We start from the raw sequence: 23,950 nt of genomic DNA on the forward strand, positions 1-23,950 counted from the left end.
CCGTATTCGCGGGTAAACCCGCTCCTACGCCAATGCGCAGACCGTCGTAGGAGCGGGTTTACCCGCGAAAGGGCCTGCAGCCCTCACACAGCAACCAGCGCTTTCAACGCCCCATCCAGGTCCTCGACCAGGTCACGGTAATCCTCGATACCTACCGACAACCGCAGCAGGTTCTCGCTGATCCCCATCACCCCTTTCTGCTCCGGGCTCAGCGAGCAGTGCGACATGCTCCAGGAATGGTTGATCATGCTCTCCACCCCGCCCAGCGAGTCGGCCAGGACAAAGATCTGCAGCGCCTCCACCAGGCGATTGAGCGCGGCGCGGTCGCCTTTCACTTTCATCGCCACCACCGCCCCGCCACTGCGCATCTGGCGTTTGCACAGCTCATGCTGAGGGTGGCTTTCCAGCCCTGGGTAATACACCTGCTCGACCTGCGCGTGACCTTCCAGGAAGCGTGCCACCTGCAGGGCATTGCCGCACTGGCGCTCCATGCGCACATCCAGGGTCTTCAGACCGCGCAGGGCCAGGTAGCAGTCGAACGGCCCCTGCACCGCACCAATCGCCATGCTGATACGGCGCAGACGTGCCAGCAACGCATCGTTGGCCGCCACCACCACACCGCCGGTGAGGTCGGAGTGGCCACCGATGTACTTGCTGGCCGAGTGCATCACCAGGTCCACACCCAGGGTGATCGGACGCTGGTTCCACGGCGAGCAGAAGGTGTTGTCGATGCAGGTGAGGATGCCCTTGGCCTTGGCCAGGTCGCACACCGCCTTGATGTCGACCAGGTGCAGCAACGGGTTGGTCGGCGACTCGATCCAGATCAGCTGGGTTTGCGGCGTGATCGCAGCCGCTACGGCCTCAAGGTCGTTGAGATCGACATAGGTGGTGGTCAGCCCCGAGGTGCGGCTGCGGTAATCTTCCATGATGCGGAACGTGCCACCGTACACGCCGTTCATCACCACCACGTGGGCATCCTTGGGCAGCAGCTCAAGCACGGTTGCGGTGGCATTGACCCCCGAGGCGCAGGCCACAGCGCCCACGCCTTCTTCCAAGGCCGCGACACAGGTTTCGTAGGCATGCCGGGTGGGGTTGCCGACGCGGCTGTAGGAATATTCCGGTTTATCGTCCAGGCTGCGCTTGGTGAACGAACTGGCGGTGACGATGGCCGGAAAAATGGCGTTATCGGCAACGCTGAACTGCTCGCCGGCGTGAATGGTACGGGTGGCGAAATTGCGCGGCTTGTCGGACATGGTCAGGCCCATTGGCAGAATGAAAGCTGCAACTATCGCACAACCCAAATCGTCTGGCCTTGGGGTAATCTGTGAAATATTTTTCTGCACGGCCAGCGCACGATATGGACAGTTTCGACCAGCACATTCTTACCCTGCTACAGCGTGATGCCTCGATCTCGCTGAAGGACCTGGCCGAGGCCGTCAACCTGTCCACCACACCGTGCTGGAAGCGGGTCAAGCGCCTGGAGGAAGATGGCTATATCCTCGGCCGTGTCGCCCTGCTGGACCCCGAACGGCTGGGGTTGGGGCTTACCGTGTTCGTCCAGCTCAAGACCCAGCGCCACGACAGCGCCTGGCTGGAGCAGTTTGCCGCGACCGTGACCGGGTTCGAGGAAGTGATGGAGTGCTACCGCATGTCCGGGGACTGGGACTACATGCTGCGGGTGGTGGTGGGCGATATCGCAGCGTATGACCGGTTCTACAAAAAGCTGATTACCCGTACCGATGGGCTATCGAACATCACCTCCAGTTTTGCCATGGAGCAAATGAAATACACCACGGCTTACCCGGTGCATCGCGCCTGACCGGTGCTGGATGCTTCGCGGACAAACCCGCAGGATCACCTCAACCTCAAGCGCTGAGGGGTCCCGTAGGAGCGGGTTCACCCGCGAAGAGGCCAGCACAGGCACCCCATCAATCCGAGGCCAACACCGCCGCAATGCGGTTCCCCGCCTTGGCTTTCTCAACCTTGATCGCCACAAATTTCGAGGTCGGGGTGTAGGTGCCCTCGCCATAACTTTCCAGCGGTACCAACGGGTTGGTTTCCGGGTAATACGCCGCCGCCTGTCCCTCGGGCACGTCATACGCCACCAGGCGGAAGCCCGACACCCGCCGCTCCACGCCATCCTCCCACAGCGACACCAGGTCCACCTGCTCACCCGGCTCGAAGCCCAGGCGACGGATGTCGGCCTCATTGACGAACACCACTTCACGCAGGCCGAACACCCCCCGGTAGCGGTCGTCCAGGCCATACAGGGTGGTGTTGTACTGGTCATGCGAGCGCAGGGTCTGCAGGATCAGGTCGGGTTTGTCACCCCGGGCCAGCACCTTGGCATTGACCAACTCCTCGGGCAGCGCGTGGGGCATGAACCGGGCCTTGCCCGTGGCCGTTCGGAAGTTGCGATCGGCGGCGGTATTACCCAGGTGGAAACCGCCCGGCTGCTGCAAGCGCTCATTGAAGCTGGCGAAACCAGGGATAACGTCTGCGATCATCTGACGAATACGGCTGTAGTCGGCCACCGCAAACTCCCAGTCTATCGGCTGGTTGCCCAGCGTAGCCTTGGCCATGCCGGCGATGATCCAGGGTTCCGAGCGCATATGCGGCGAGCGCGGGCGCAACTGGCCGTTGGAGATGTGCACCATGCTGAAGGTGTCCTCCACGGTCACGCCTTGCGGCCCTTCGGCCTGCAGGTCGATTTCGGTACGGCCCAGGCACGGCAGGATCAGCGCATCGCGGCCGGTGACCAGATGCGAGCGGTTGAGCTTGGTGGAAATCTGCACGGTCAACGCGCAATTCTGCAGCGCCGCGTGGGTGCGCGCGGTGTCCGGGGTGGCTTGGGCAAAGTTGCCGCCCAAGCCGATGAACACCTTGGCCCGCCCCTCTTCCATGGCTTTGATCGCCAACACCGCGTTGTGCCCATGGGTACGCGGCACACTGAACTGGAAGCGTTTTTCGATGGCATCGAGCAGCGCCGCCGACGGCTTCTCGTCGATACCCATGGTACGGTCACCCTGCACGTTGCTGTGGCCACGCACCGGCGACAGGCCTGCGCCGGGTTTGCCGACGTTGCCGCGCAGCAGCTGCAGGTTGACGATTTCCTGCACGGTCGGCACCGAATGGCGATGCTGGGTGACGCCCATGGCCCAGCACATGATGACCCGCTCGGCCTTGCGATACATGCGTGCGGCCAGCTCGATCTCGGCCAGGGTCAAGCCCGACTGCTTGACGATGTGCTCCCAGGACGTGGCGTCCACCGCCGCCAGGTAATCGTCGACGCCGCTGGTGTGCTCGGCGATGAAGGCATGGTCGAACACCGCCGGCTCGCCCTTGGCCTGCGCCTCGCGCTCCCATTGCAACAAGTACTTGGCAATACCGCGCATTGCCGCCATGTCCCCACCCAAGGCCGGGCGGAAGTAGGCGCTGGAGGTCGGCTCGGAGCCGTTGCTGAGCATTTCGAACGGGTGCTGCGGGTGCTGGAAGCGCTCGAGGCCACGCTCTTTCAACGGGTTGAAGCAGACTACCTGGGCACCACGCTTGACCGCTTCCCGCAGGGGTTCGAGCATGCGCGGGTGGTTGGTGCCGGGGTTCTGGCCGATGACGAAGATCGCGTCGGCCAGCTCCAGGTCGTGGAACACCACGGTGCCCTTGCCCACCCCAAGGGTTTCCGACATACCCGCGCCGCTGGCTTCGTGGCACATGTTCGAGCAATCAGGGAAGTTGTTGGTGCCGTAAGCGCGCACGAACAGCTGGTAGAGGAACGCCGCCTCGTTGCTGGCCCGGCCCGAGGTGTAGAACTCGGCCTCATCTGGCGACTCAAGCGCACGCAGATGCCTGGCGACCAGCTCGAAGGCCTCCTGCCAGGTGGTTTCGACATAGTGGTCGGTGGCGGCGTCGTAACGCATCGGGTGGGTGAGGCGGCCCTGGTATTCCAGCCAGTAGTCGGTCTGTTCCTTCAGCGCGCTGACGCTGTACCTGGCGAAGAATGCCGGGTCCACCGAACGGCCAGTGGCTTCCCAGTTGACCGCCTTGGCGCCGTTTTCGCAGAACTTGACCATGTCGCTTTCCGGCGACTCGCCCCAGGCACAGCCGGGGCAGTCGAAGCCGCCGTTCTGGTTGGTCTTGAGCATGGCCCGCAGGTTCTTGAAGGCGTTGTCGCTGCCCAGCCAGCTCTTGGTCACGCTTTTCAGCGCCCCCCAGCCGGCGGCGGCGCCCTTGTAGTCCCTGATGTGTTCGTCCTGGCTCATGCGATGAATCCTCACGCTTCGATGCTTTTTTCCAGCCTATGGAGCGTGGGGAGGCCGCGTCCAATCGAAAGATCTTACGGCGTGATAAGCGGTTTCGATCAGGGGCCGCCAGATGCCATACCAAGCGATAGAGGCCATCGATCAACCGGTCAGGCAAAGCAATTTGACGGCCCTGCGGCCAGGTTATAGCTTGGAGTCATGTCCCAACCCATTCGAGTGCGAACGTGGAACAGAACAGCCGGGCCCTGATCGACGGCTTCAACCGGAAAATCGACTACCTGCGGATGTCGGTCACCGACCGTTGTGACTTCCGTTGCGTGTACTGCATGGCCGAAGACATGCAGTTTCTGCCGCGCCAGCAAATCCTCAGCCTCGAAGAACTGTTCCAGGTGGCCGAACGCTTCGTCGCTCTGGGCACCCGCAAGATCCGCCTGACGGGTGGCGAGCCACTGGTACGCCAGGGCATCGTCGACCTGTGCGGGCGCATCGCCGCCCTGCCCGGCCTGCGCGAGCTGTGCCTGACCAGCAACGGCTCGCAACTCGGGCGCCTGGCTCAGCCGCTGTTCGACGCCGGGGTGACACGTCTGAATATCAGCCTGGATAGCCTGGATGCCGACCGTTTCAAGCAACTGACCCGCACCGGCGACCTTACCCAGGTAATCGCCGGTATCGACGCCGCACGCCAGGCGGGTTTCAAACGCACCAAACTCAACTGCGTGGTCCTCAAAGGCCGCAACGACCATGAACTGGTCGATCTGGTGCGCTTTGCCATCGAACGCGAGCTGGACATCACCTTCATCGAGGAAATGCCGCTGGGGGTGATAAGCGAGCATGAACGTGGCGAATCGTTCTGCTCCAGCGATGAAGTACGGGCACGCCTGGCCGAGCAGTTCACGCTGATCGAATCGACCGAATCGTCCATGGGGCCGGCCCGTTACTGGCGCCTGGCCGAAGCCGCGAATACGCGGGTCGGCTTCATTTCACCGCACAGCCACAACTTCTGCGCCACCTGCAACCGCGTGCGCCTTACCGTCGAAGGCCGCCTGCTGCTGTGCCTGGGCAACGAACACTCGGTAGACCTCAAGCACGTGCTGCGCGCCCACCCTGGCAACCCCGAACGCCTGGAAAAGGCCATTCGCGACTCGCTGCACCTCAAGCCCTATCGCCATCATTTCGAAGTCGGTGGCGATGTGCAGATCCTGCGCTTCATGAACATGACCGGCGGCTGAGCAGCCGTCTCTGGATTTCCATGATCGTCCCCCCCTCCACCGATGTGTTGCGCGTGTTGTTCACCCTCAAGGGGTCGATCGTCAAACGCATTGCCCTGCGTTGCCTGATGGTGACACTGCTAGCCGCGCTGATCGTGCTGGTCGAGCGGCATTACCCGGCGTATTTCTACCCGGTCAGCGCCACGCCGTTCACCTTGCTGGGCCTGTCGTTGTCGATCTTCATGAGCTTTCGCAACAACGCGTGCTATGACCGTTGGTGGGAGGGGCGCAAGGCCTGGGGCAAACTGATTATCGAAACCCGCTCGTTCGTGCGGGAAAGCGTGGCGATTGCCGACGAAACACTGCGCACCGAACTGCTGCGCAACTTGTGTGGTTTCGCTCATGCACTCAATGCCCGGCTGCGTAACGAGGACGAACGGGCAGCTGCCAGACCGTGGCTGGCCCAGGCCGATGCGATCAGCCCGCACAATGTGTGCGACGGCATCCTGCGTGAAATCGGTGGACACTGTTCACGGTTGGCCGCGCAGCAACAGATCAGCGAATGGCGCTACAACCTGCTGGAACAACGTCTGGTGGGCCTGACCGAAGTGCAGGCCACCTGCGAGCGGATCAAGGGCACGCCTTTGCCGTTTCCCTACACCCTGCTGCTGCACCGTACCATCTACATTTTCTGCCTGCTGCTGCCGTTTGCCCTGGCCGAGCCGCTGGGCTGGCTTGCACCGCTGTTCACCACCATCGTGGGGTACACGTTCTTCGGGCTGGATGCGATCGGCAACGAGCTGGAAGACCCGTTCGGGCGCGATGAGAACGATCTGCCGACCGATGCCATGGTGCGGACGGTGGAGCGCGATGTGCTGGCCGGATTGGGGGAGCAGCAACTGCCTCCCGCCTTGTTGCCGGTGGGGTATGTGTTGAGCTGACCGTGGGTGGTTGCCTGTTCTGGCCTCTTCGCGGGTAAACCCGCTCCTACATCGGCAACAGGTGTTTGACGAAGTTGCATGGCCGGTGCCGTGCATCCAGCTGCTCGGCCAGAATCCCTTCCCAAGCGGCGCGGCAGGCCCCAGTCGAGCCCGGCAGGCAACACACCAACGTGCGGTTGGACAACCCGGCCAACGCCCGGCTCTGCACGGTCGAGCTGCCAATATCGAGAATCGACAATGCCCGGAACAACTCGCCAAACCCATCGATACGCTTGTCCAGCAGGCACTCGACCGCTTCGGGTGTGCTGTCGCGCCCGGTAAAGCCGGTACCGCCGGTGATCAGCACCACCTGCACCTGTTCATCAGCAATCCAGCTGGCCACCTGAGCGCGGATCTTGTACAGGTCGTCCTTGAGCAGCGCTCGCGCCACCAGCCGGTGACCGACCTCGACCGAGCGGTTGGCCAGCAGCTCGCCGGAAGTATCGTTGTCGTAGGTACGGGTGTCGCTGACAGTCAGCACGGCGATGTTCAGCGGTACGAAGACCGCATCAAGTTGGACGCGCACAATGAAGCTCCTTGAAGGGCATTTTCACCACGCTAGAGGCATAGCCCCAGGTGCGTCCAATCGATATGGCGTACCGGCCGATCAATGACATCTATCGCAGACGTGGGTTATGGTCTGCACAATCAGACGCCAGGCACTTCCATGGACATCAAGCAGCTCAAGTTCCTCATCGCACTCGACCAGACCCGCCACTTCGGCCAGGCGGCGGCGCTGTGCCATATCACCCAGCCGACGCTGTCCATGCGCCTGCGCAACCTGGAGGATGAGCTGGACCTGGTGCTGGTCAAGCGTGGCCAGCGCTTCGAAGGCTTCACCGAGGCCGGCGAGCGCATCCTGGCCTGGGCCCGCACCCTGCTCGCGGCCCACGACGGCCTGCAGGCCGAGGCTGCAAGTTGCCGTGGCCAAGTGGTCGGCAGCCTGCGCCTGGGCACGGTGCCGCTGGCCAGCTTCAATCCCATGCACCTGCTGCTGCCCCTGCGCGAAAAATACCCCGAACTGCACTTTCAGCTTAGCTCGCTGAGTTCGGAACAGGTCCTCGACGGCCTGAGCCGCAACCAGCTCGACCTGGGTATCTGCTACCTGGACCAGGTCAACACCAGCTTCTTCGAAGTGATCGAACTCGGCACCACCACCATGGGCCTGCTGCACGACACGCGGCACTTCCAGTTCGCCAGCGACCGACTGCGCTGGGACGAGCTCGGCGACATTCCGCTGGGGCTGCTGAGCAAAGGCATGCACTACCGCCAGTCGCTGGACCTGAGCTTCCGTAGCCGTGGTCTTGAACCCAATGCGGTGCTTGAGAGCGACTCGAGCTTCCAGCTTATCCAGGCCATCAACACCGGCATATGCTGCGCGATCATGCCATTGGACTGCGGCCTGGAAGACCTCAGCGAGCACCTGCGAATCCTGCCGGTGGCCGACGCCGCCATCCTTAGCCCGGTCGGGCTGCTGCTGCGCCGTAGCGAGCCGCGCTCGGCGATTGCCGAGCAATGCTTTGCCGAGGCGCGTGGGCTGTTTCAGGCCACCTGATTGGCGGTAGCCTGGCGGTACTGGCGCGGCGTGAAGCCGGTCAGTTGCTTGAACTGGCGGCTGAAGGCGCTGTGATCGGTGTAGCCGCAGCGCATCGCCACTTCAGTGATCGGCAGCTCCGAATGCAGCAGTCGGTGGGCGTGCTCCAGGCGTGCCTTGTGGATCATCTGCCGGGGCGTGAGGTGGAACACGCGCTTGCAGTAGCGCTCCAACTGAGCCACGGAGATACCAGCGATGCGGGTCAGCTCGCCCATGCTGATCGGCTGATGAAAATGCCGGCGGATGTGCTCGTCCACCGCAGCCAGGCGCTGATAGGCGGGGTGGCTGTCAGCGGCTGACTGCAAGTCGACCGAGATGCCGACCAGGCCGATGATTTCGCCAGCAGGGTTGTACAGCGGGCGCTTGTGGGTCAGGCACCAGCCGGGCTCACGGCTGCCGTAGAGGTGCAGCTCCAACTGGTCCTCCAGCACCAGGCCTTCCTTGAGAACACGTCGATCCTGCTCGGTATAACCGGGGCCAAACTGTGCCGGAAACACCTCGGCGCTGGTCTTGCCCAGCAGCGGTTGCAGGCGCTTGAGGCCACAGCGCTGGACCAGTGTGTTGTTGGCCAACGCATAGCGGGCGGCAGAATCCTTGATGAAGATCGCGGCGTTGGGGATGGCGTCGAGCATCGGCAGCAACAGCGATACACCGGCGAGCAGGGCCTCAAGGGTGGCGGGGCGGTGCTGGTCCAGGGACTGGTAGAGGGTTGCGGCGTCGGTCATCTGTCGGTTCTCTGCTGGCTGGGCCGGCCTCTTCGCGGGTGAACCCGCTCCTACAGGGCCCCCACAGATTTCGAATTCTACGCCGTACCTGTAGGAGCGGGTTCACCCGCGAAAGGGCCGACACTAGCACTGCATCTCTCAAACCCTTATCCGGTATGGCTTTGAGCCTATCCCCCCGCTTTGCGCCTTACCACTTTTTTTCTGCAACTGTGCCGATTTCGTCATCCCCTCTGCAGAAAACCATCAAGAACCGCCGCCCCGACCAGTTCACTCTATGCCCCACGCAAGCCGCCCAAGTCCTACAAGAGCGCGGCCCCAAAAGCCGCATCTCGTGACATCAGACCTGCCTATCCAATAACCAACAAAAAGGCGAACCCATGTCAGGCAAATTCAAAAAACAGTTATCACTGCTGGACCTCACCTTCATCGGCCTAGGCGCCATCTTCGGCTCCGGTTGGCTGTTTGCCGCCAGCCATGTCTCGGCCATCGCCGGCCCGGCCGGCATCCTCTCCTGGTTCCTGGGCGGGTTCGCCGTACTGTTGCTGGGCATCGTCTACTGCGAGCTGGGCGCCGCCTTGCCCCGCGCCGGTGGCGTGGTGCGCTACCCGGTGTACTCGCACGGCCCGCTGTTGGGCTACCTGATGGGCTTCATCACCCTGATCGCCTTTTCCAGCCTGATCGCCATCGAAGTAGTCGCCTCACGCCAATACGCCGCCGCCTGGTTTCCCGGGCTGACCAAGGCCGGCTCCAGCGACCCGACCGTGCTCGGCTGGCTGGTGCAGTTCGCCTTGCTGGGGCTGTTCTTCTTCCTCAACTACCGCAGCGTGAAAACCTTCGCCAAGGCCAACAACCTGGTCAGCGTGTTCAAGTTCATCGTGCCGCTGCTGGTGATCGGCGTACTGTTCACCTTCTTCAAACCGGAAAACTTCGAGGTCCAGGGCTTTGCCCCGTTCGGTCTGTCCGGGGTGGAAATGGCGGTATCCGCCGGTGGCATCATCTTCGCCTACCTGGGCCTGACGCCGATCATTTCGGTGGCCAGCGAGGTGAAGAACCCACAACGCACCATCCCCATTGCACTGATCTTGTCGGTACTGCTGTCCACCGCCATCTACGCGCTGCTGCAACTGGCTTTCCTTGGCAGCGTGCCGACCGAAATGCTGGCCAACGGCTGGGCCAGCGTGACCAAGGAATTGGCCCTGCCCTACCGTGACATCGCCCTGGCCCTGGGTGTGGGCTGGCTCGCCTACCTGGTGGTGGCCGACGCAGTGATCTCGCCAAGCGGCTGCGGCAACATCTACATGAACGCCACCCCGCGCGTGATCTATGGCTGGGCGCAGACCGGCACCTTCTTCAAGTACTTCACCCGCATCGATGCAGAGTCCGGCATCCCGCGCCCGGCCCTGTGGCTGACATTTGGCCTGTCGGTGTTCTGGACCCTGCCGTTCCCATCGTGGGAAGCGCTGATCAACGTGGTGTCCGCTGCCCTGGTGCTGAGCTACGCCGTGGCCCCGGTCAGCGTCGCCGCCCTGCGCCGCAATGCACCACACATGCCGCGTCCGTTCCGGGTCAAGGGCATGGCCGTGCTCGGCCCGCTGTCGTTCATCATCGCTGCCCTGATCGTGTACTGGTCTGGCTGGAAAACCGTGTCGTGGCTGCTGGCCCTGCAGATCGTGATGTTCGTGCTGTACCTGCTGTGCAGCCGTTTCGTACCCACCCAACACCTTTCGCTGGCCCAGCAAGTTCGCTCGTCGGCGTGGCTGATCGGGTTCTATGCGGTGACCATCCTGCTGTCGTGGCTGGGCAGCTTCGGCGGCCTGGGGGTAATCGGCCACCCGCTCGACACCGTGGTCGTGGCCGCCTGCGCGCTGGGCATCTACTACTGGGGCGCCGCTACAGGCGTGCCTGCCCACCTGGTACGCCTGGAAGGCGACGACGAAAGCGAAGCCTGCGCTGAAACCTCTAACGGCCGCCCTGTTGCCGTCGCTTCCTGATCTTTTACGCAAGGGACAAGCCCATGAAACAGATTCACGTCATCGACTCCCACACTGGCGGCGAACCGACCCGCCTGGTGATGAAGGGCTTTCCGCAACTGCACGGCCGCAGCATGGCCGAACAGCGCGACGAACTGCGCGAACTGCACGACCGGTGGCGCCGCGCCTGCCTGCTGGAGCCACGCGGCAACGATGTGCTGGTTGGCGCACTGTACTGCCCGCCAGTGTCGGCCGATGCCACCTGCGGGGTGATCTTCTTCAACAACGCCGGTTACCTGAACATGTGCGGCCACGGCACCATCGGCCTGGTCGCCTCGCTACAGCACCTGGGCCTGATCACGCCGGGTGTGCACAAGATCGACACCCCGGTCGGCCAGGTCAGCGCCACCTTGCATGAAGATGGCGCCATCACCGTCGCCAACGTGCCCTCCTACCGCTACCGCCAGCATGTGGCGGTGGACGTGCCCGGCCATGGCGTGGTGCGCGGCGACATCGCCTGGGGCGGCAACTGGTTTTTCCTTGTGTCCGAACACGGCCAGAGGATCGAGCTGGATAACCGCGAAGTGCTGACCGAGTACACCTGGGCCATGCTCAAGGCCCTGGAAGCCCAGGGCGTCACCGGCGAAAACGGCGCGCCCATCGACCACATCGAGCTGTTCGCCGACGACTCCAAAGCCGACAGCCGCAACTTCGTGATGTGCCCCGGCAAGGCCTACGACCGCTCCCCATGCGGCACAGGCACCAGCGCCAAGCTGGCCTGCCTGGCTGCCGACGGCAAGCTAGCCGAAGGCCAGACCTGGGTGCAGGCCAGCATCACCGGCAGCCAGTTCCATGGCCGCTACGTGCGCGACGGCGAACGCATTCGCCCGTTCATCACCGGCCGCGCCTATATGACCGCCGACAGCACCCTGCTGATCGACGAACAAGACCCGTTCGCCTGGGGCATCTGACCCCGGTCTTTTCCCGACTGAACTTTGCCAGGAGTGACAACAATGAATGACAACATCTTCACCGGCACCATGCCCGCCCTGATGACCCCGTGCACCGCCGAGCGCAAACCGGACTTCGACGCCTTGGTGCGCAAGGGCCGCGAGCTGATCGAGGCCGGCATGAGCGCGGTGGTGTACTGCGGTTCGATGGGTGATTGGCCGCTGCTGACCGAGGCCGAGCGCCAGGAAGGCGTGGCGCGCCTGGTGGCGGCCGGCATCCCGACCATCGTCGGAACGGGCGCGGTGAACACCCGTGAGGCGGTTTCGCATGCTGCACACGCCGCCAAGGTTGGCGCCGCCGGCCTAATGGTCATCCCCCGCGTGCTCAGCCGCGGTGCTTCGCTGATCGCCCAGAAGCACCATTTCTCGGCCATCCTCGCTGCCGCACCGAAACTGCCGGCGGTGATCTACAACAGCCCTTACTACGGCTTTGCCACCCGCGCCGACCTGTTCTTCGAACTGCGCAGCGAGTTCCCCAACCTGATCGGCTTCAAGGAGTTCGGCGGTGGCGCCGACCTGCGCTACGCCGCCGAACACATTACCTCCAAGGATGACGATGTCACCCTGATGGTCGGCGTCGACACCCAGGTGGTGCATGGCTTCGTCAACTGCAACGCCACCGGCGCCATCACCGGCATCGGCAACGCGCTGCCGCGCGAAGTGCTGCAACTGGTGAGCCTGAGCAAACAGGCCGCCAAAGGCGACGCCCGTGCCCGCCGCCTGGCGCGCGAGCTGGAAGCGGCGCTGGCGGTGCTGTCGTCGTTCGATGAGGGCTGCGACCTGGTGCTGTATTACAAGCACTTGATGGTGCTGAACGGCGACACCGAGTACAGCCTGCACTTCAACGAGACCGACGTCCTGACCGACGCTCAGCGCAACTATGCCGAACAGCAGTACGCGCTGTTCCGCAGCTGGTACGCCAGCTGGTCGGCTGAGCAGAACATCGCCTGAGCAGCCACTGCTCTACCTGTGGGAGCGGGCGTGCCCGCTCCTACAGGGGGCGTAATCCCCCCCATGCATCTGCATTAGATTTCCAAGGAGGCTCCATGACCCTCACAGGCAACCTGCTGATCGGCCAGAGGCCGGTAACCGGCAGCCGCGAAGCCATCCGTGCCATCGACCCAACCACCGGTCAGGCTCTGGAACCGACCTACCTCGGCGGCACAGGCGAACACGTGGCCCAGGCCTGCGCGCTGGCCTGGGCGGCATTCGATACCTACCGCGAAACTTCGCTCGAACAACGAGCAGAGTTCCTTGAAGCCATCGCCATACAGATCGAGGCCCTAGGCGATGCCCTGATCGACCGCGCCGTGGCCGAAACCGGACTGCCCATGGCGCGCATTCAGGGCGAGCGTGGTCGTACCTGCACCCAGCTACGCACCTTTGCCCGTGTGGTGCGGGCCGGCGAATGGCTGGACGTGCGGGTCGACAGCGCCCTGCCTGAGCGCCAGCCCCTCCCCCGCGCTGATTTGCGCCAGCGCCAGGTGGCCCTGGGGCCAGTCGCCGTGTTCGGCGCCAGCAATTTCCCGCTGGCCTTCTCGGTGGCCGGTGGTGACACCGCGTCGGCACTGGCCGCTGGCTGCCCCGTGGTGGTCAAGGCACACAGTGCCCACCCCGGCACCAGTGAGCTGGTCGGCCAGGCAGTGGCTCAAGCAGTGAAGCAGTGCGGCTTACCGGAGGGTGTGTTCTCGCTGCTTTATGGCTCCGGCCGCGAAGTGGGCATTGCCCTGGTCAGCGACCCACGTATCAAGGCCGTTGGTTTCACCGGCTCGCGCAGCGGTGGCATGGCGTTGTGCCAAGCCGCCCAGGCGCGCCCGGAGCCCATCCCGGTGTATGCCGAAATGAGTTCAATCAACCCAGTGTTCCTGTTCGACGCCGCCCTGCAAGCCCGTGCCGAAGCACTGGCACAAGGTTTCGTCGCCTCGCTGACTCAGGGCGCTGGCCAGTTCTGCACCAACCCCGGTCTGGTAATCGCCCGGCAGGGGCCGGCATTGCAGCGGTTCATCACTGCAGCCGCCGGGTACGTGCAGCAGGCCTCCGCCCAAACCATGCTCACCCCCGGCATTTTCAGTGCCTACCAGGCCGGTATCGCAGCCCTGGCAGACAACCCCTGTGCCCAGGCCATCGCCAGTGGCCAAACCGGTCAGGGCCCCAACCAGTGCCAGGCACAGTTGTTCGTAACCCAGGCCGAAGCGTTTCTCGCCGACCCGGCGTTGCAGGCTGAAGTGTTCGGTGCAGCGTCGCTGGTCGTTGCCTGCACCGACGATGAGCAGGTCCGCCAGGTAGCCGAACAGCTGGAAGGTCAGCTGACCGCCACCCTGCAACTGGACGAGGCCGACATCGACAGCGCTCGCGCCCTGCTCCCCACCCTTGAGCGCAAGGCCGGGCGTATTCTGGTCAATGGCTGGCCGACCGGCGTCGAGGTGTGCGATGCCATGGTCCACGGCGGGCCGTTCCCGGCCACTTCCGATGCACGCACCACCTCGGTGGGTACGGCGGCGATCCTGCGATTCCTGCGCCCGGTTTGCTATCAGGACGTCCCCGATGCGCTGCTGCCGCAGGCATTGAAACACGGCAACCCGCTGCAGCTGCGGCGCCTGCTTGATGGTAAACGGGAAGACTGAGCATGGTCGAAACCGCTGAAACCGATATCGCCGTGGTGGGCGCCGGCATTGTCGGCGTCGCCTGTGCCCTGCAACTGGCCCGCCAGGGCCATCGGGTAACGCTGGTCGACCGCCAGGCGCCCGGCCTCGGCGCGTCCTTCGGCAATGCCGGGCACCTGGCAACCGAGCAAGTGTTCCCGATTGCCGACCTGTCGATCCTCAAGCGCCTGCCGCGCATGCTGCTCGATCCGATGGGCCCGCTGCGCCTGGACTGGAAATACCTGCCCAAGGCCATGCCGTGGTTCACGCGGCTGCTGCTCAACCTGCGCCCGGCGCCGTTCCAGCGCAGCGTGGCTGGCATCCGCACATTGAACGAAGGCAGCCTGGGCGCCTGGCACCGGCTGTTGAGCTCGATCGGACGCAGCGAATTGTTTCAAGAGGATGGTTCGTTGCTGGTGTTCGAGAAACCTGAGTCACGCCAGGCGCTGGAGGCGTTGCGCACACGCATGCAACAGCAGGCGGTGCCGGTGGACTTCTGGTCCGCCGAAACCGTGCGCGAAGCGGCGCCGCAGCTCAGTCCGTCACTGTTGGGCGGACTGTTCTTTCCACGCACCGGGCACTTCATCGACCCTTATCGGGTGGTGTGCGAATTGTTCGAAGCGGCCAAGGCCAGCGGGGTACGCTTTGTCCAGGCGCAGGTCGATGGCGGGCAGCTACACAGTGCCGGCGTGAGCCTTGCCAGCGACCAAGGCATGCTCAATGCCCGCCAGGTACTTGTCAGCTGTGGTGCGCACTCTGCGAAACTGACCGCCGCGCTGACAGGCAAGCGGGTGCCGCTGGATACAGAACGCGGCTACCACCTGATGTTGCCAGGTGAGCACCAACGCCTGCCGTTTGCCGTCACCTCGCTTGAGCGCAAGTTCATCATGACGCCCATGGCCGAAGGCTTGCGCCTGGCTGGCACTGTGGAGTTTGCCGGGCTTCAGGCACCGCCGAGCATGCAGCGGGCTTGGCAGTTGCACCGGTTGAGCAAGGGGTTGTTCCGTCACGACTTGAGCGTCGAAGGGGCAACGCCGTGGATGGGTTTCAGGCCTTCGTTGCCAGACTCATTGCCAGTAATCGACAGGGTGTGCAATGGGCGGGTGCTGTTGGCGTTTGGGCATCAGCACCTGGGGTTGACCCAGGCGGCGGTGACGGCGGAATGGGTGGGGCGGTTGGCTGAGCAGGCTGGTGGGCCTGAGATGAGTGCATACCGACTGGATCGGTTTTAGCCTTTACCGGCCTCTTCGCGGGCAAGCCCGCTCCCACAGAGAGGGTGCAGCATCTGACACCTGTGGTGTCTCTGTGGGGACGGGCTTGCCCGCGAATGGGCTGCAAAGCAGCCCCTCCAAGCCTCAGCGGTAACGCTCGAGCCAGTGCGCATACGGTGCCGGCAAGGTCCAGGACGCTTTTTCCACCCCCAGCTCCTTGGCCGCAAAGTAAGCCCAGTGCGGGTCGGCCAGGTGCGCGCGCCCTACCGAAACCAGATCCAGCTGGTTGGCCTGCAATGCGGCCTCCGCCAACTGCGGCGTACCAAAGCCCCACGCCGACGTCACGGGCAGCTTCGCTTCGCGGCGCACGCGCTCGGCAATCGGCCCCATGAACGCTGGCCCCCAGGGGATGTTGGTGTCGGGAATGGTGAAGCCGACACTCACGCTCAGCAGGTCGAGCCCACCGGCCTTGAAGCGGCGGGCCAGTTCGATCGACTCTTCCAGGGTCTGCTCATCGCGGCCATCGTATTCCAACACACCAAAGCGCGCGGTCAGCGGCAGGTTCTCCGGCCATACTTCGCGCACGGCGGCGAGTGTTTCCAGCAGGAAGCGGCTGCGGTTGTCGAAGCTGCCGCCATAGGCATCGGTGCGCTTGTTGGAGTGCTCGGAGAAGAAGCTCTGGCCCAGGTAGCCATGGGCAAAGTGCAGTTCTATCCACTCGAAGCCGGCATCACGCGCACGGCGGGCGGCATCGACGAAGTCCTGCTTGACCCGGGCGATATCGTCCAGCGTCATTTCCCGTGGCACCTTCGGCAGGTGCGCGCCAAAGGCAATGGCAGACGGGGCAATGGTCTCCCAGCCACGTGCATCGTCGGCGGCAATGTGGTCGTCACCCTCCCACGGGCGGTTGGCGCTGGCCTTGCGCCCGGCGTGGGCGATCTGGATGCCCGGCACGGAACCGGCAGCCTTGATGGCCTGCACCACCGGTACGAACGCCTGAGCGTGGGCATCGCTCCAGATACCAGCACAACCGGGCGTGATACGCCCTTCCGGCGCCACAGCAGTGGCTTCGACCACCAGCAAGCCCGCACCACCACGGGCCAGCCCGGCCAGGTGCACATGGTGCCAGTCGTTGATCATGCCGTCTTCGGCCATGTATTGGCACATTGGCGGAATGGCAATGCGGTTACGCAGGGTGACGTCTTTGAGGGTGTAGGGTTCGAACAGTGCGGACATGGGAAACTCCGGGCTCATTTGATTACTGTTGTTCGATCATAATCGAACTATGGCAATTAATGAAACCCCCGTTATCATGTCAACCATGCGAGCCTATAAACATCCCAACCCCGAAGACCTTATCCTTGAACGCCTGCTCTATGCGCTCAGCGACCCCGTGCGCCTGGAAATCGTCCGTCACCTGGCCGGCGTGGCCGAGGCCAGCTGTGGCGAGCTGGACGGAGGCCGGCCGAAGTCGAGCATGTCCCACCACTTCCGTGTGTTGCGTGATGCAGGGCTGGTGCAAACCCGCAATGTGGGGACTACCCATATGAATTCGCTGCGTAGCGAGATGCTGGATAAGCGGTTCCCGGGGTTGCTGGAGTGCATACTGCGCCAGCAGTGATACCTGTGCAGGCCTCTTCGCGGGTGAACCCGCTCCTACCAGGGATGGCGATAAGCCCGAGGGTTGCGCTGTGCTTGGCAAAAAAAAGCCACGAGGTCTCCCCCGTGGCTAGTTTCACAACAATGGCCGATTACAGCGCCATGTCGTTCTCGGGCTTGCTCTCAACCGGGTCGCTCGCCGCGCCACCGAACTCAACGCTGGCGTCGATCACCGGCGGTTTCCCCAGCTGCAGCACTTCAGCGGTGTAGTTCCACTCTTTCTGGGTGGCCGCTGCCGAATCGTTCAGCTTGGTGCCGTAGCTGGGCACGATTTCCTTGATCTTGGCCTGCCACTCTGGGGTAGCGACCTTCTCCTTGAACACCGTTTCCAGCACGTGCAGCATGATCGGCGCAGCAGTCGAAGCACCCGGCGAGGCACCCAGCAGGCCAGCGATGGTGCGGTCTTCGGACGCCACCACTTCAGTGCCCAGCTTCAGCACGCCGCCCTTCTCGGCATCACGCTTGATGATCTGCACACGCTGACCGGCCTGCCACAGGCGCCATTCTTCTTTCTTGGCGTTCGGGAAGTAGGCGCGCAGGGCTTCGAAGCGATCATCGTCAGACAGCATCAGCTGGCCCGCGAGGTACTCGACCAGTGGGTACTGGTCGATACCGACTTTGGTCATCGGCCACACGTTGTGGGTGGTGGTGCTGCTCAGCAGGTCCAGGTACGAGCCATTCTTCAGGAACTTGGTCGAGAAGGTGGCGAACGGGCCAAACAGGATCACGCGCTTGCCATCCAGCACACGGGTGTCCAGGTGCGGGACCGACATGGGTGGCGCACCGGTCGAGGCGATACCATAGGCCTTGGCCATGTGCTGCATGGCCACGGTCGGGTTCTCGGTCACCAGGAACGAACCGCCCACCGGGAAGCCTGCGTATTCCTTGGCTTCCGGAATACCCGACTTCTGCAGCAGCTTCAGCGCGCCGCCGCCGGCACCGATGAACAGGAACTTGGCGTCGGTGGCCGACTCGGTACCGTCCTTCAGGTTCTTGTATTCGACGTGCCAGGAGCCGTCCTTGTTGCGGGTGATGTCCTGCACTTCGCTGGACAGCTTCAGGTCGAAGCCTTTCTGGGTCTGCAGGTGGCCAACGAACTGGCGGGTGATCTCACCAAAGTTGACGTCGGTACCGATTGGCGTCCAGGTCACGGCCAGCTTCTGCTTCGGGTCGCGGCCTTCCATCATCAGCGGGACCCACTTGGCGATCTGCGCGTGGTCCTCGGAGTACTGCATCGGGCGGAACAGCGGGCTGGTCTGCAGTGCGTCGTAGCGTTTCTTGAGGAACTTGATGTTGTCATCGCCCCACACGAAGCTCATGTGCGGGGTGGTGTTGATGAACGAGTGCGGGTTCTTCAGTACGCCCTGGCGTACCTGCCACGACCAGAACTGGCGGGAAATCTGGAAGGCTTCGTTGATTTCGATGGCCTTGGAGATGTTGACGTTGCCGTCTTTGTCTTCCGGGGTGTAGTTCAGCTCGGCCAACGCGGAGTGGCCGGTACCGGCGTTGTTCCAGCCGTTGGAGCTTTCTTCGGCCACGCCATCCAGGCGCTCGACCATTTCCATCGACCAGCTTGGCTCCAGCTCGTGCAGCCACACGGCCAGGGTCGAACTCATGATGCCGCCGCCGACCAGCAGCACGTCTACTTTCTTGGTTTCTGCAGCGTGCGCTTGCATGACGCTTGCAGCGACCGCCAGACCCAGCAAGGTCTTGCCAGCTTTCTTGAACATTGATCATTTCCAGTCAGGAGAACAGAGTGAGGGCCTGTGGCTGGCCCCGGTAAAGCGTGTTCTTCAGCGCAGGCTTGTTGTTGATCATTGTTCAGCAGCCAGAGAACCAGAAAACGACTCGGCCTTTGGTCGAATTGACCGACAAGGCTGAATCGTTTTTCCGATTGTATCTGAAATGCCAGCACAAACAAATTGCAGGCCGGGGCGTCAAGGCGACCGGTTGCCCCAGCGGCAGAATGTCACGCTAAAAACAAAAACCCCCGACCATGTACATGACCGGGGGCCTTGGATCACGCCGCACGCGTCGCGATCAGGGTACCGCCAAGATTACTGCTGCTGAGGCAGTTTATCGATCGGGCCGCAGCCACCGATGATCTTGGAGATGGAAACCGAAGGGTGGAACAGGTAGTCGTAGGTGCAGTTTTTCGGTTGGTTGTAAACTTGGCCAGTGCAACCCGACAGCAGGGCAACACCCGATACGACAGCAACGGCTACGGTGGCCTTGAACAGCTTTTTCATTACTCAGTCCTTTAAATGAATCATCTTCGACCATCGTCTGATGGCGGCCGAATGATACAGAACCCAGGCAATGGATCCAAGTCACAAAGTGCAATGACTCGTTGCAGGCGAGCAACAAAAAGCCCAGCTGCGTAGGGCCCTTTAGAGTGCGAAACGAAGGCCATGAATATGGCGCCTATCACCAGCCCCCTTCAAAGCGCCGCCCTATGAACAGCCCAATCCCGACACCCAGTGCAATAATTGACAGAGTTACCATTTTCAACCCTGACCCTCCATCTTCGCTGGCAAAGACGCCGAATGCCCCGCCCGCCAATACCAGCGCCAGCCATTTTTTGCCGGTGTACAGGAAAGTTCGTTCGAACTTCATTTCACGCATCCCTTCGTGACAACACCGAGAATTTTTCACGCACCGGGCTTGGATGCCAACCCGCTTTTCTAGCGGCCATTTTTGGCAGCCGACGATTTAGCGCTGTGACAACTTCGCAGTGTTCTATCAACGAATGCTCGGCGTCCTGCTCGTGCGGCGCAGAACCATGTCGAGACAGCCTTCTTGCAATTGCAGATGTAGGCACATTCACCGGCGGATCTGCGCACTTTTTACTTCCGAACCTTCATACCGACTCAAGGTCACCCAGCACACTTCCAGGCGGGCGCACTCCCCGTGCATGAGCGACCTTGAGTCACGATGAGGCTCAACTTGCTTACATATCAAATGCTGACGGCAGAACGATCATGTCCCGAATGGTCACGTTGCGCGGGCGGGTGAGCATATACATCACCGCATCCGCGATGTCGTCGGGCTCGATCAGGCTGCCGCTCTCCTTGGCCTTGCGCAGGTTTTCTTCCGGCCAATCGGCCAGCAGGGCGCTGCTGACCGGGCCAGGCGAAACCGCCCCCACGCGGATACCATGGTGCTTTACCTGCCGCCGCACAGTCTGCACAAAGCCATTGACCGCCCACTTGGAGGCCGAGTACACCGGTTCCCAGGGCACCGGGAAATGGCCCGCCACCGAACCGGTCACCACAATGTCACCCTGGCCGCGATCGATCATGTGCGGCAGCACATCATGCACGTTCCTGACCACGGCATTGATATTGAGATTCAGCATGCGGTCGATGGCTGCCACGTCGTTTTCAACGAACTCCCCGCCCACATAGCATCCAGCATTGGCGTGCAGGATATCGAGCTGGCCGGCAACTGCCAGGATGCCCGGCATCAGGGTCGCGCAGCTGTCAGGGACGAGCAGATCGATCACCAACGGGATGGCAGCCTCACCCAACTGCTCACAGGCCTTGGCAAGCAATTGCTCGTCACGGTCAACCATAACCACCCTGGCCCCTGCTGCCACCATCGCCGTGGCGGTTGCCAGGCCTATTCCGGATGCAGCACCGGTCACGGCCGCCACTTTACCCTGCAGGTGCATTCCCATCAGGCATCTCCCCGCGCCCGCTCAAGGGCGCTGTTGTCATTATTATGTAGACGTTTACATGCAGCATCACATGCGTGCCGCCATATCTGATGCCAGGGTGCATAACGATGTCAACGTCTACATTTGCATCGAAATATGTAGGCACGTCTGGCCTGCGGGGTCAGAGCAGCAACTGGCCTTCGATTATCTGGCTCTGTGGTGACAGCGAAGGGTCATCTATCTGGTCCAGCAACATGTTGATTGCTCCAATCCCCAGTTTCGCGCTGCTATGGCTGATGCAAGGGATAGGTTGGCCGTAGATTTCGGCATAGCGCACCTGGTCAATGCTGAACAGCGCAATGTCGTCGCGGCTCAAGCCCAATTCGCGCATTGCCTGCAGCGCGCCCAGGGTCATCAGCGCGTTCAGGCCGAAAATGACATCGGGCCACTTGCCGCTCTGCAGGTAGTTGCGCACCGCGTCCCGGGCCGGCGCCTGGACGAAGTCGCCGTGCACAACCTCCAGAACGGTCGGTTCTGGCCACTGTTCCAGTGCCCGACGGATCCCGGCAAGGCGCGACAAGGAGATGTTGGAGCGTTGCGGCCCGGCCACTACCAGCAGCCGGCGCAAGCCCTGTGCAAGCAGCGCCCGAGCGCCCTGGTAACCACTTTGCTCGTTGTCCAGGTACACGCCGGCGAATGGGGCGCCAGTCAGCTGACGGTCGATCTGCACCACCGGGATCGACGACATCAGCAGCTTGGGCAGGTAGCTTGGCTGGTAGGTATCATCATCGCTGATAGCCGACAGGATCAGCCCCGCCACCTGATAGCTGAGCAGCGTATCGATCGCCCGCGCCTCCAGCTCTTCGGAGCCATCGGTATCGAACAACATCAAGGTGTAGTCGCGCTTCTTCGCCTCGCGCGTGATCGCCTTGATGATTTCACCGTAAAACGGGTTCTCCAGGCTCGCCGTCACCAGGCCGACCAACCGGCTTTCACGGTTCTTGAGGTTGCGGGCAAAGGCATTCGGCACGTAGTTGAGCTCGCGAGCCACTTTCAGTATCTGCTCTAACGTCTCCTTCTTGACCTTCTCCGGTTGGTTGAGCGCACGCGAGACCGTGACGGTGGTCATGTTCACACGCTTGGCGATGTCGGTGATGGTGGCTTTGACTGGTCTGGTCATGAACGCTCGGAAGGTGGCGAAGGCGCGGGTACGTTGATGACCGGATTTTCGCCGATTCGGGGCCAACCGACAAATCGCAGCAGATTGTAGGAGAAAAGATGCTGTGTTAGCTTCATGAATGTAAACGTTAACATTGCACTGCCCAACACTTGATCAGCCTGTCATTGCACAAGATCCGGCTGATCTGCTTTTGCAATGCTGACGAGCACCAAAACCCAACAGACCAACAACAAGGGTGTACGTATGGATTACGTGATCGGTGTCGACATCGGCACGCAGAGTACCAAGGCACTGCTGATGTCAACGCAGGGGGAAGTGCAGGCACAGGCATCAGCCAGCTATCAGGTGGAGCAGCCCCGCCCGTTGTGGGCACAGCAATGGCCACACGTGTGGCTGGATGCGGTGTACGACACGGTGGCCGCCAGCGTCCGCCGAAGCCAGGTGCCGGCAGCCCGGGTCAAGGCCATTTGCATCAGCAGCCTCTACGGTGGCTCGGGCATCCCGGTAGACGCTGATATCGAGCCTCTGCACCCCTGCCTGATCTGGATGGACCGGCGGGCTATCGCCGAGGCCGAATGGGTGCGCAGGCACCTGGACGTCGAGCAACTGGCGCGCATCACCGGCAACGGCGTTGACAGCTATTACGGCTACACGAAGATGCTCTGGATCAAGCGCAACCTGCCAGAGGTCTGGAGCAGGACCCGCTACTTGCTGCCTCCCAACAGCTATGTGCAATACCATCTGACCGGAGAACTGGCGGTGGACCACAGTTCTGCAGGCAATATCGGCGGCATTTATGACCTGGCGGCACGCGACTGGTCGCCTGACATGATGGAAGCACTGGGCATCGACCCCGCGCTCATGCCACAACGCCTGGTGGCGCCCGGGCAAATCATCGGCCACCTGCTTCCGGCGGCAGCGCAGCGGTTGGGGCTGCTGCCTGGCACGGCGGTGGTCGCTGGCGGTGTCGATGCGGCGATGGCAACACTGGCAGCCGGGGTGGTTGCCCCGGGCAACCATGTGGCGATGCTGGGCACCAGCATGTGCTGGGGCTTTATCAAACAGCACAGCGATGCAAGCCCTGGCCTGATCAACATGCCTTATGTGCACGAAACCGCCACCACCACCTACAGCTTTGGCGGCGCAATTACTGCAGGCGCTGCAATCAGCTGGTTCCGTGAGCAGTTCTGTACCGAGGAAAAGCAGGCGGCGGCCCTGGCACCCGGCGTCGAGGTGCACCAGTTGATCGAACGGGAGGCTGCCAAGACTCCCGCAGGTGCAGAAGGCCTGCTGTTCTTGCCGTACCTCATGGGCGAGCGCACCCCCATCTGGGACGCCAGGGCTTCGGGTGCCTATGTCGGCCTGTCGCTGTTCCATCACAAGGCCCATCTGTACCGCGCGGTACTCGAAGGCCTGGCCTTTGCATTGCGCCACAACATGCAACAAGGCGGTGATGCAGGGTGCAACCTTGACCCGCAACTGATCGTGGTAGGCGGTGGCACGGCCTCGGACCTGTGGATGCAAATCATCGCCGATGTTACCGGGTATGACGTGTTCACCATCGAAGAGCAAGTGGAAGCACCTTTAGGCGGCGCCGTCCTCGCGGCCATGGCAATAGGCGCGGTCGAAAATGTCGAGGTCATCCGCCAGTGGCGCACCCTGCGCCTGCGGGCCCGACCAGACCCTGCGAACACAGCCTTGTATGACCAGATGTTTGCCCATTACTGCGCTTCCTATGACGCATTGAAACCGATCATGCATCGCCTGGCCGACCTGGCAAGGCAGCAGCCAGCAACTGCGCCTGCCACCCTGTCACGCACCGCCCAGCCACTTGCCGACTGAGATCAATCACAA

General features: G+C 62.6%; 21 protein-coding genes. 11 read left to right on the plus strand and 10 right to left on the minus strand.

The features are described 5' to 3' along the window. Positions 1–83: 83 nt before the first annotated feature. Positions 84–1,265 (minus strand): PLP-dependent aspartate aminotransferase family protein, encoded by a 1,182-nt coding sequence (locus ACF8GF_RS05500; protein WP_176685825.1) that lies wholly within the window; start codon positions 1,263–1,265, stop codon positions 84–86. Positions 1,266–1,357: 92 nt separating this feature from the next. Here ACF8GF_RS05500 and ACF8GF_RS05505 point away from each other — a divergent pair, with 92 nt between their 5' ends. Beyond that, positions 1,358–1,819 (plus strand): Lrp/AsnC family transcriptional regulator, encoded by a 462-nt coding sequence (locus ACF8GF_RS05505; protein ID WP_003254691.1) that lies wholly within the window; start codon positions 1,358–1,360, stop codon positions 1,817–1,819. A 109-nt stretch (positions 1,820–1,928) separates the two neighbouring features. Here the strand turns inward: ACF8GF_RS05505 and ACF8GF_RS05510 are convergent, their stop codons facing one another. After that, positions 1,929–4,259, minus strand: coding sequence for an FdhF/YdeP family oxidoreductase (locus ACF8GF_RS05510; RefSeq protein WP_176685824.1), 2,331 nt, complete (start codon positions 4,257–4,259; stop codon positions 1,929–1,931). 224 nt (positions 4,260–4,483) lie between these two features. On the opposite strand from ACF8GF_RS05510, the gene moaA reads away from it, so the two are divergent. Both moaA and ACF8GF_RS05520 read left to right on the plus strand, forming a co-directional pair. After that, positions 4,484–5,488, plus strand: coding sequence for a GTP 3',8-cyclase MoaA (moaA, locus tag ACF8GF_RS05515; RefSeq protein WP_392488129.1), 1,005 nt, complete (start codon positions 4,484–4,486; stop codon positions 5,486–5,488). A 20-nt stretch (positions 5,489–5,508) separates the two neighbouring features. Further along, entirely contained in the window at positions 5,509–6,408 is a 900-nt protein-coding gene (locus ACF8GF_RS05520) for a bestrophin family protein (protein WP_176685822.1), read from the plus strand. 46 nt (positions 6,409–6,454) lie between these two features. Here ACF8GF_RS05520 and moaB read toward each other — a convergent pair whose 3' ends face one another. Continuing rightward, positions 6,455–6,973, minus strand: coding sequence for a molybdenum cofactor biosynthesis protein B (moaB, locus tag ACF8GF_RS05525; RefSeq protein ID WP_392488130.1), 519 nt, complete (start codon positions 6,971–6,973; stop codon positions 6,455–6,457). Between the two features lie 141 nt (positions 6,974–7,114). Here moaB and ACF8GF_RS05530 point away from each other — a divergent pair, with 141 nt between their 5' ends. Then, positions 7,115–8,002, plus strand: a complete 888-nt coding sequence (locus tag ACF8GF_RS05530; RefSeq protein ID WP_176685826.1) for a LysR family transcriptional regulator — start codon at positions 7,115–7,117, stop codon at positions 8,000–8,002. On the opposite strand, the gene ACF8GF_RS05535 is transcribed toward ACF8GF_RS05530, so the two are convergent. Beyond that, entirely contained in the window at positions 7,990–8,766 is a 777-nt protein-coding gene (locus tag ACF8GF_RS05535) for a helix-turn-helix domain-containing protein (RefSeq protein WP_392460367.1), read from the minus strand. The two genes, ACF8GF_RS05530 and ACF8GF_RS05535, sit on opposite strands and share 13 nt — an antisense overlap. Before the next feature lie 377 nt (positions 8,767–9,143). On the opposite strand from ACF8GF_RS05535, the gene ACF8GF_RS05540 reads away from it, so the two are divergent. The 5 genes from ACF8GF_RS05540 (at position 9,144) to ACF8GF_RS05560 (ending at position 15,620) form a co-directional block, all read left to right on the plus strand. After that, positions 9,144–10,757 (plus strand): APC family permease, encoded by a 1,614-nt coding sequence (locus ACF8GF_RS05540; RefSeq protein ID WP_176685074.1) that lies wholly within the window; start codon positions 9,144–9,146, stop codon positions 10,755–10,757. A gap of 23 nt (positions 10,758–10,780) precedes the next feature. Next, positions 10,781–11,707 carry a 4-hydroxyproline epimerase gene (locus ACF8GF_RS05545; RefSeq protein ID WP_209967556.1) on the plus strand — a complete coding sequence of 309 codons (927 nt, stop codon included), beginning with the start codon at positions 10,781–10,783 and terminating at the stop codon, positions 11,705–11,707. Between the two features lie 42 nt (positions 11,708–11,749). Continuing rightward, complete coding sequence (locus ACF8GF_RS05550; RefSeq protein ID WP_176685076.1) at positions 11,750–12,697, plus strand: dihydrodipicolinate synthase family protein; 948 nt, start codon at positions 11,750–11,752, stop codon at positions 12,695–12,697. A 95-nt stretch (positions 12,698–12,792) separates the two neighbouring features. Then, on the plus strand, positions 12,793–14,370 hold the full coding sequence (locus tag ACF8GF_RS05555; RefSeq protein WP_392460368.1) for an aldehyde dehydrogenase (NADP(+)): 1,578 nt from the start codon (positions 12,793–12,795) through the stop codon (positions 14,368–14,370). Between the two features lie 2 nt (positions 14,371–14,372). Then, positions 14,373–15,620 (plus strand): NAD(P)/FAD-dependent oxidoreductase, encoded by a 1,248-nt coding sequence (locus ACF8GF_RS05560; RefSeq protein WP_392488131.1) that lies wholly within the window; start codon positions 14,373–14,375, stop codon positions 15,618–15,620. Between the two features lie 123 nt (positions 15,621–15,743). On the opposite strand, the gene xenA is transcribed toward ACF8GF_RS05560, so the two are convergent. Next, entirely contained in the window at positions 15,744–16,835 is a 1,092-nt protein-coding gene (gene xenA / locus ACF8GF_RS05565; protein ID WP_010952388.1) for a xenobiotic reductase XenA, read from the minus strand. Between the two features lie 49 nt (positions 16,836–16,884). Here xenA and ACF8GF_RS05570 point away from each other — a divergent pair, with 49 nt between their 5' ends. Continuing rightward, on the plus strand, positions 16,885–17,220 hold the full coding sequence (locus ACF8GF_RS05570; RefSeq protein ID WP_021783354.1) for a helix-turn-helix transcriptional regulator: 336 nt from the start codon (positions 16,885–16,887) through the stop codon (positions 17,218–17,220). Between the two features lie 130 nt (positions 17,221–17,350). Here ACF8GF_RS05570 and mqo read toward each other — a convergent pair whose 3' ends face one another. The 5 genes from mqo to ACF8GF_RS05595 form a co-directional block, all read right to left on the minus strand. Beyond that, positions 17,351–18,988, minus strand: coding sequence for a malate dehydrogenase (quinone) (mqo, locus tag ACF8GF_RS05575; RefSeq protein ID WP_176685079.1), 1,638 nt, complete (start codon positions 18,986–18,988; stop codon positions 17,351–17,353). Positions 18,989–19,315: 327 nt separating this feature from the next. Further along, on the minus strand, positions 19,316–19,507 hold the full coding sequence (locus ACF8GF_RS05580; protein WP_003254720.1) for a YhfL family protein: 192 nt from the start codon (positions 19,505–19,507) through the stop codon (positions 19,316–19,318). 178 nt (positions 19,508–19,685) lie between these two features. Beyond that, the gene (locus tag ACF8GF_RS05585; RefSeq protein WP_392488132.1) at positions 19,686–19,874 is read right to left on the minus strand and encodes a hypothetical protein; all 189 of its coding nucleotides are present in this window, start codon (positions 19,872–19,874) and stop codon (positions 19,686–19,688) included. Positions 19,875–20,208: 334 nt separating this feature from the next. Further along, positions 20,209–20,937, minus strand: coding sequence for an SDR family oxidoreductase (locus ACF8GF_RS05590; RefSeq protein ID WP_392488133.1), 729 nt, complete (start codon positions 20,935–20,937; stop codon positions 20,209–20,211). A 160-nt stretch (positions 20,938–21,097) separates the two neighbouring features. Beyond that, positions 21,098–22,096, minus strand: coding sequence for a LacI family DNA-binding transcriptional regulator (locus ACF8GF_RS05595; protein ID WP_392488134.1), 999 nt, complete (start codon positions 22,094–22,096; stop codon positions 21,098–21,100). Positions 22,097–22,339: 243 nt separating this feature from the next. On the opposite strand from ACF8GF_RS05595, the gene ACF8GF_RS05600 reads away from it, so the two are divergent. Next, complete coding sequence (locus ACF8GF_RS05600; protein ID WP_392488135.1) at positions 22,340–23,938, plus strand: FGGY-family carbohydrate kinase; 1,599 nt, start codon at positions 22,340–22,342, stop codon at positions 23,936–23,938. Positions 23,939–23,950 lie beyond the last annotated feature (12 nt).

Origin of the sequence: Pseudomonas sp. yb_5 (genome assembly GCF_043103865.1) — a bacterium.
Lineage (GTDB): Bacteria > Pseudomonadota > Gammaproteobacteria > Pseudomonadales > Pseudomonadaceae > Aquipseudomonas > Aquipseudomonas putida_Y.

What these genes read in the sequence shown, in the direction of transcription:
- ACF8GF_RS05505 (WP_003254691.1), top strand. Translation starts at nt 1,358, where the DNA reads ATGGACAGTTTCGACCAGCACATTCTTACCCTGCTACAGCGTGATGCC.
- mqo (WP_176685079.1), bottom strand. Translation starts at nt 18,988, where the DNA reads ATGTTCAAGAAAGCTGGCAAGACCTTGCTGGGTCTGGCGGTCGCTGCA.
- ACF8GF_RS05500 (WP_176685825.1), bottom strand. Translation starts at nt 1,265, where the DNA reads ATGGGCCTGACCATGTCCGACAAGCCGCGCAATTTCGCCACCCGTACC.
- ACF8GF_RS05535 (WP_392460367.1), bottom strand. Translation starts at nt 8,766, where the DNA reads ATGACCGACGCCGCAACCCTCTACCAGTCCCTGGACCAGCACCGCCCC.
- ACF8GF_RS05510 (WP_176685824.1), bottom strand. Translation starts at nt 4,259, where the DNA reads ATGAGCCAGGACGAACACATCAGGGACTACAAGGGCGCCGCCGCCGGC.
- ACF8GF_RS05595 (WP_392488134.1), bottom strand. Translation starts at nt 22,096, where the DNA reads ATGACCAGACCAGTCAAAGCCACCATCACCGACATCGCCAAGCGTGTG.
- ACF8GF_RS05585 (WP_392488132.1), bottom strand. Translation starts at nt 19,874, where the DNA reads ATGAAGTTCGAACGAACTTTCCTGTACACCGGCAAAAAATGGCTGGCG.
- ACF8GF_RS05590 (WP_392488133.1), bottom strand. Translation starts at nt 20,937, where the DNA reads ATGGGAATGCACCTGCAGGGTAAAGTGGCGGCCGTGACCGGTGCTGCA.
- ACF8GF_RS05555 (WP_392460368.1), top strand. Translation starts at nt 12,793, where the DNA reads ATGACCCTCACAGGCAACCTGCTGATCGGCCAGAGGCCGGTAACCGGC.
- ACF8GF_RS05560 (WP_392488131.1), top strand. Translation starts at nt 14,373, where the DNA reads ATGGTCGAAACCGCTGAAACCGATATCGCCGTGGTGGGCGCCGGCATT.
- ACF8GF_RS05520 (WP_176685822.1), top strand. Translation starts at nt 5,509, where the DNA reads ATGATCGTCCCCCCCTCCACCGATGTGTTGCGCGTGTTGTTCACCCTC.
- ACF8GF_RS05580 (WP_003254720.1), bottom strand. Translation starts at nt 19,507, where the DNA reads ATGAAAAAGCTGTTCAAGGCCACCGTAGCCGTTGCTGTCGTATCGGGT.
- ACF8GF_RS05550 (WP_176685076.1), top strand. Translation starts at nt 11,750, where the DNA reads ATGAATGACAACATCTTCACCGGCACCATGCCCGCCCTGATGACCCCG.
- ACF8GF_RS05600 (WP_392488135.1), top strand. Translation starts at nt 22,340, where the DNA reads ATGGATTACGTGATCGGTGTCGACATCGGCACGCAGAGTACCAAGGCA.
- xenA (WP_010952388.1), bottom strand. Translation starts at nt 16,835, where the DNA reads ATGTCCGCACTGTTCGAACCCTACACCCTCAAAGACGTCACCCTGCGT.
- ACF8GF_RS05530 (WP_176685826.1), top strand. Translation starts at nt 7,115, where the DNA reads ATGGACATCAAGCAGCTCAAGTTCCTCATCGCACTCGACCAGACCCGC.
- ACF8GF_RS05545 (WP_209967556.1), top strand. Translation starts at nt 10,781, where the DNA reads ATGAAACAGATTCACGTCATCGACTCCCACACTGGCGGCGAACCGACC.
- ACF8GF_RS05540 (WP_176685074.1), top strand. Translation starts at nt 9,144, where the DNA reads ATGTCAGGCAAATTCAAAAAACAGTTATCACTGCTGGACCTCACCTTC.
- ACF8GF_RS05570 (WP_021783354.1), top strand. Translation starts at nt 16,885, where the DNA reads ATGGCAATTAATGAAACCCCCGTTATCATGTCAACCATGCGAGCCTAT.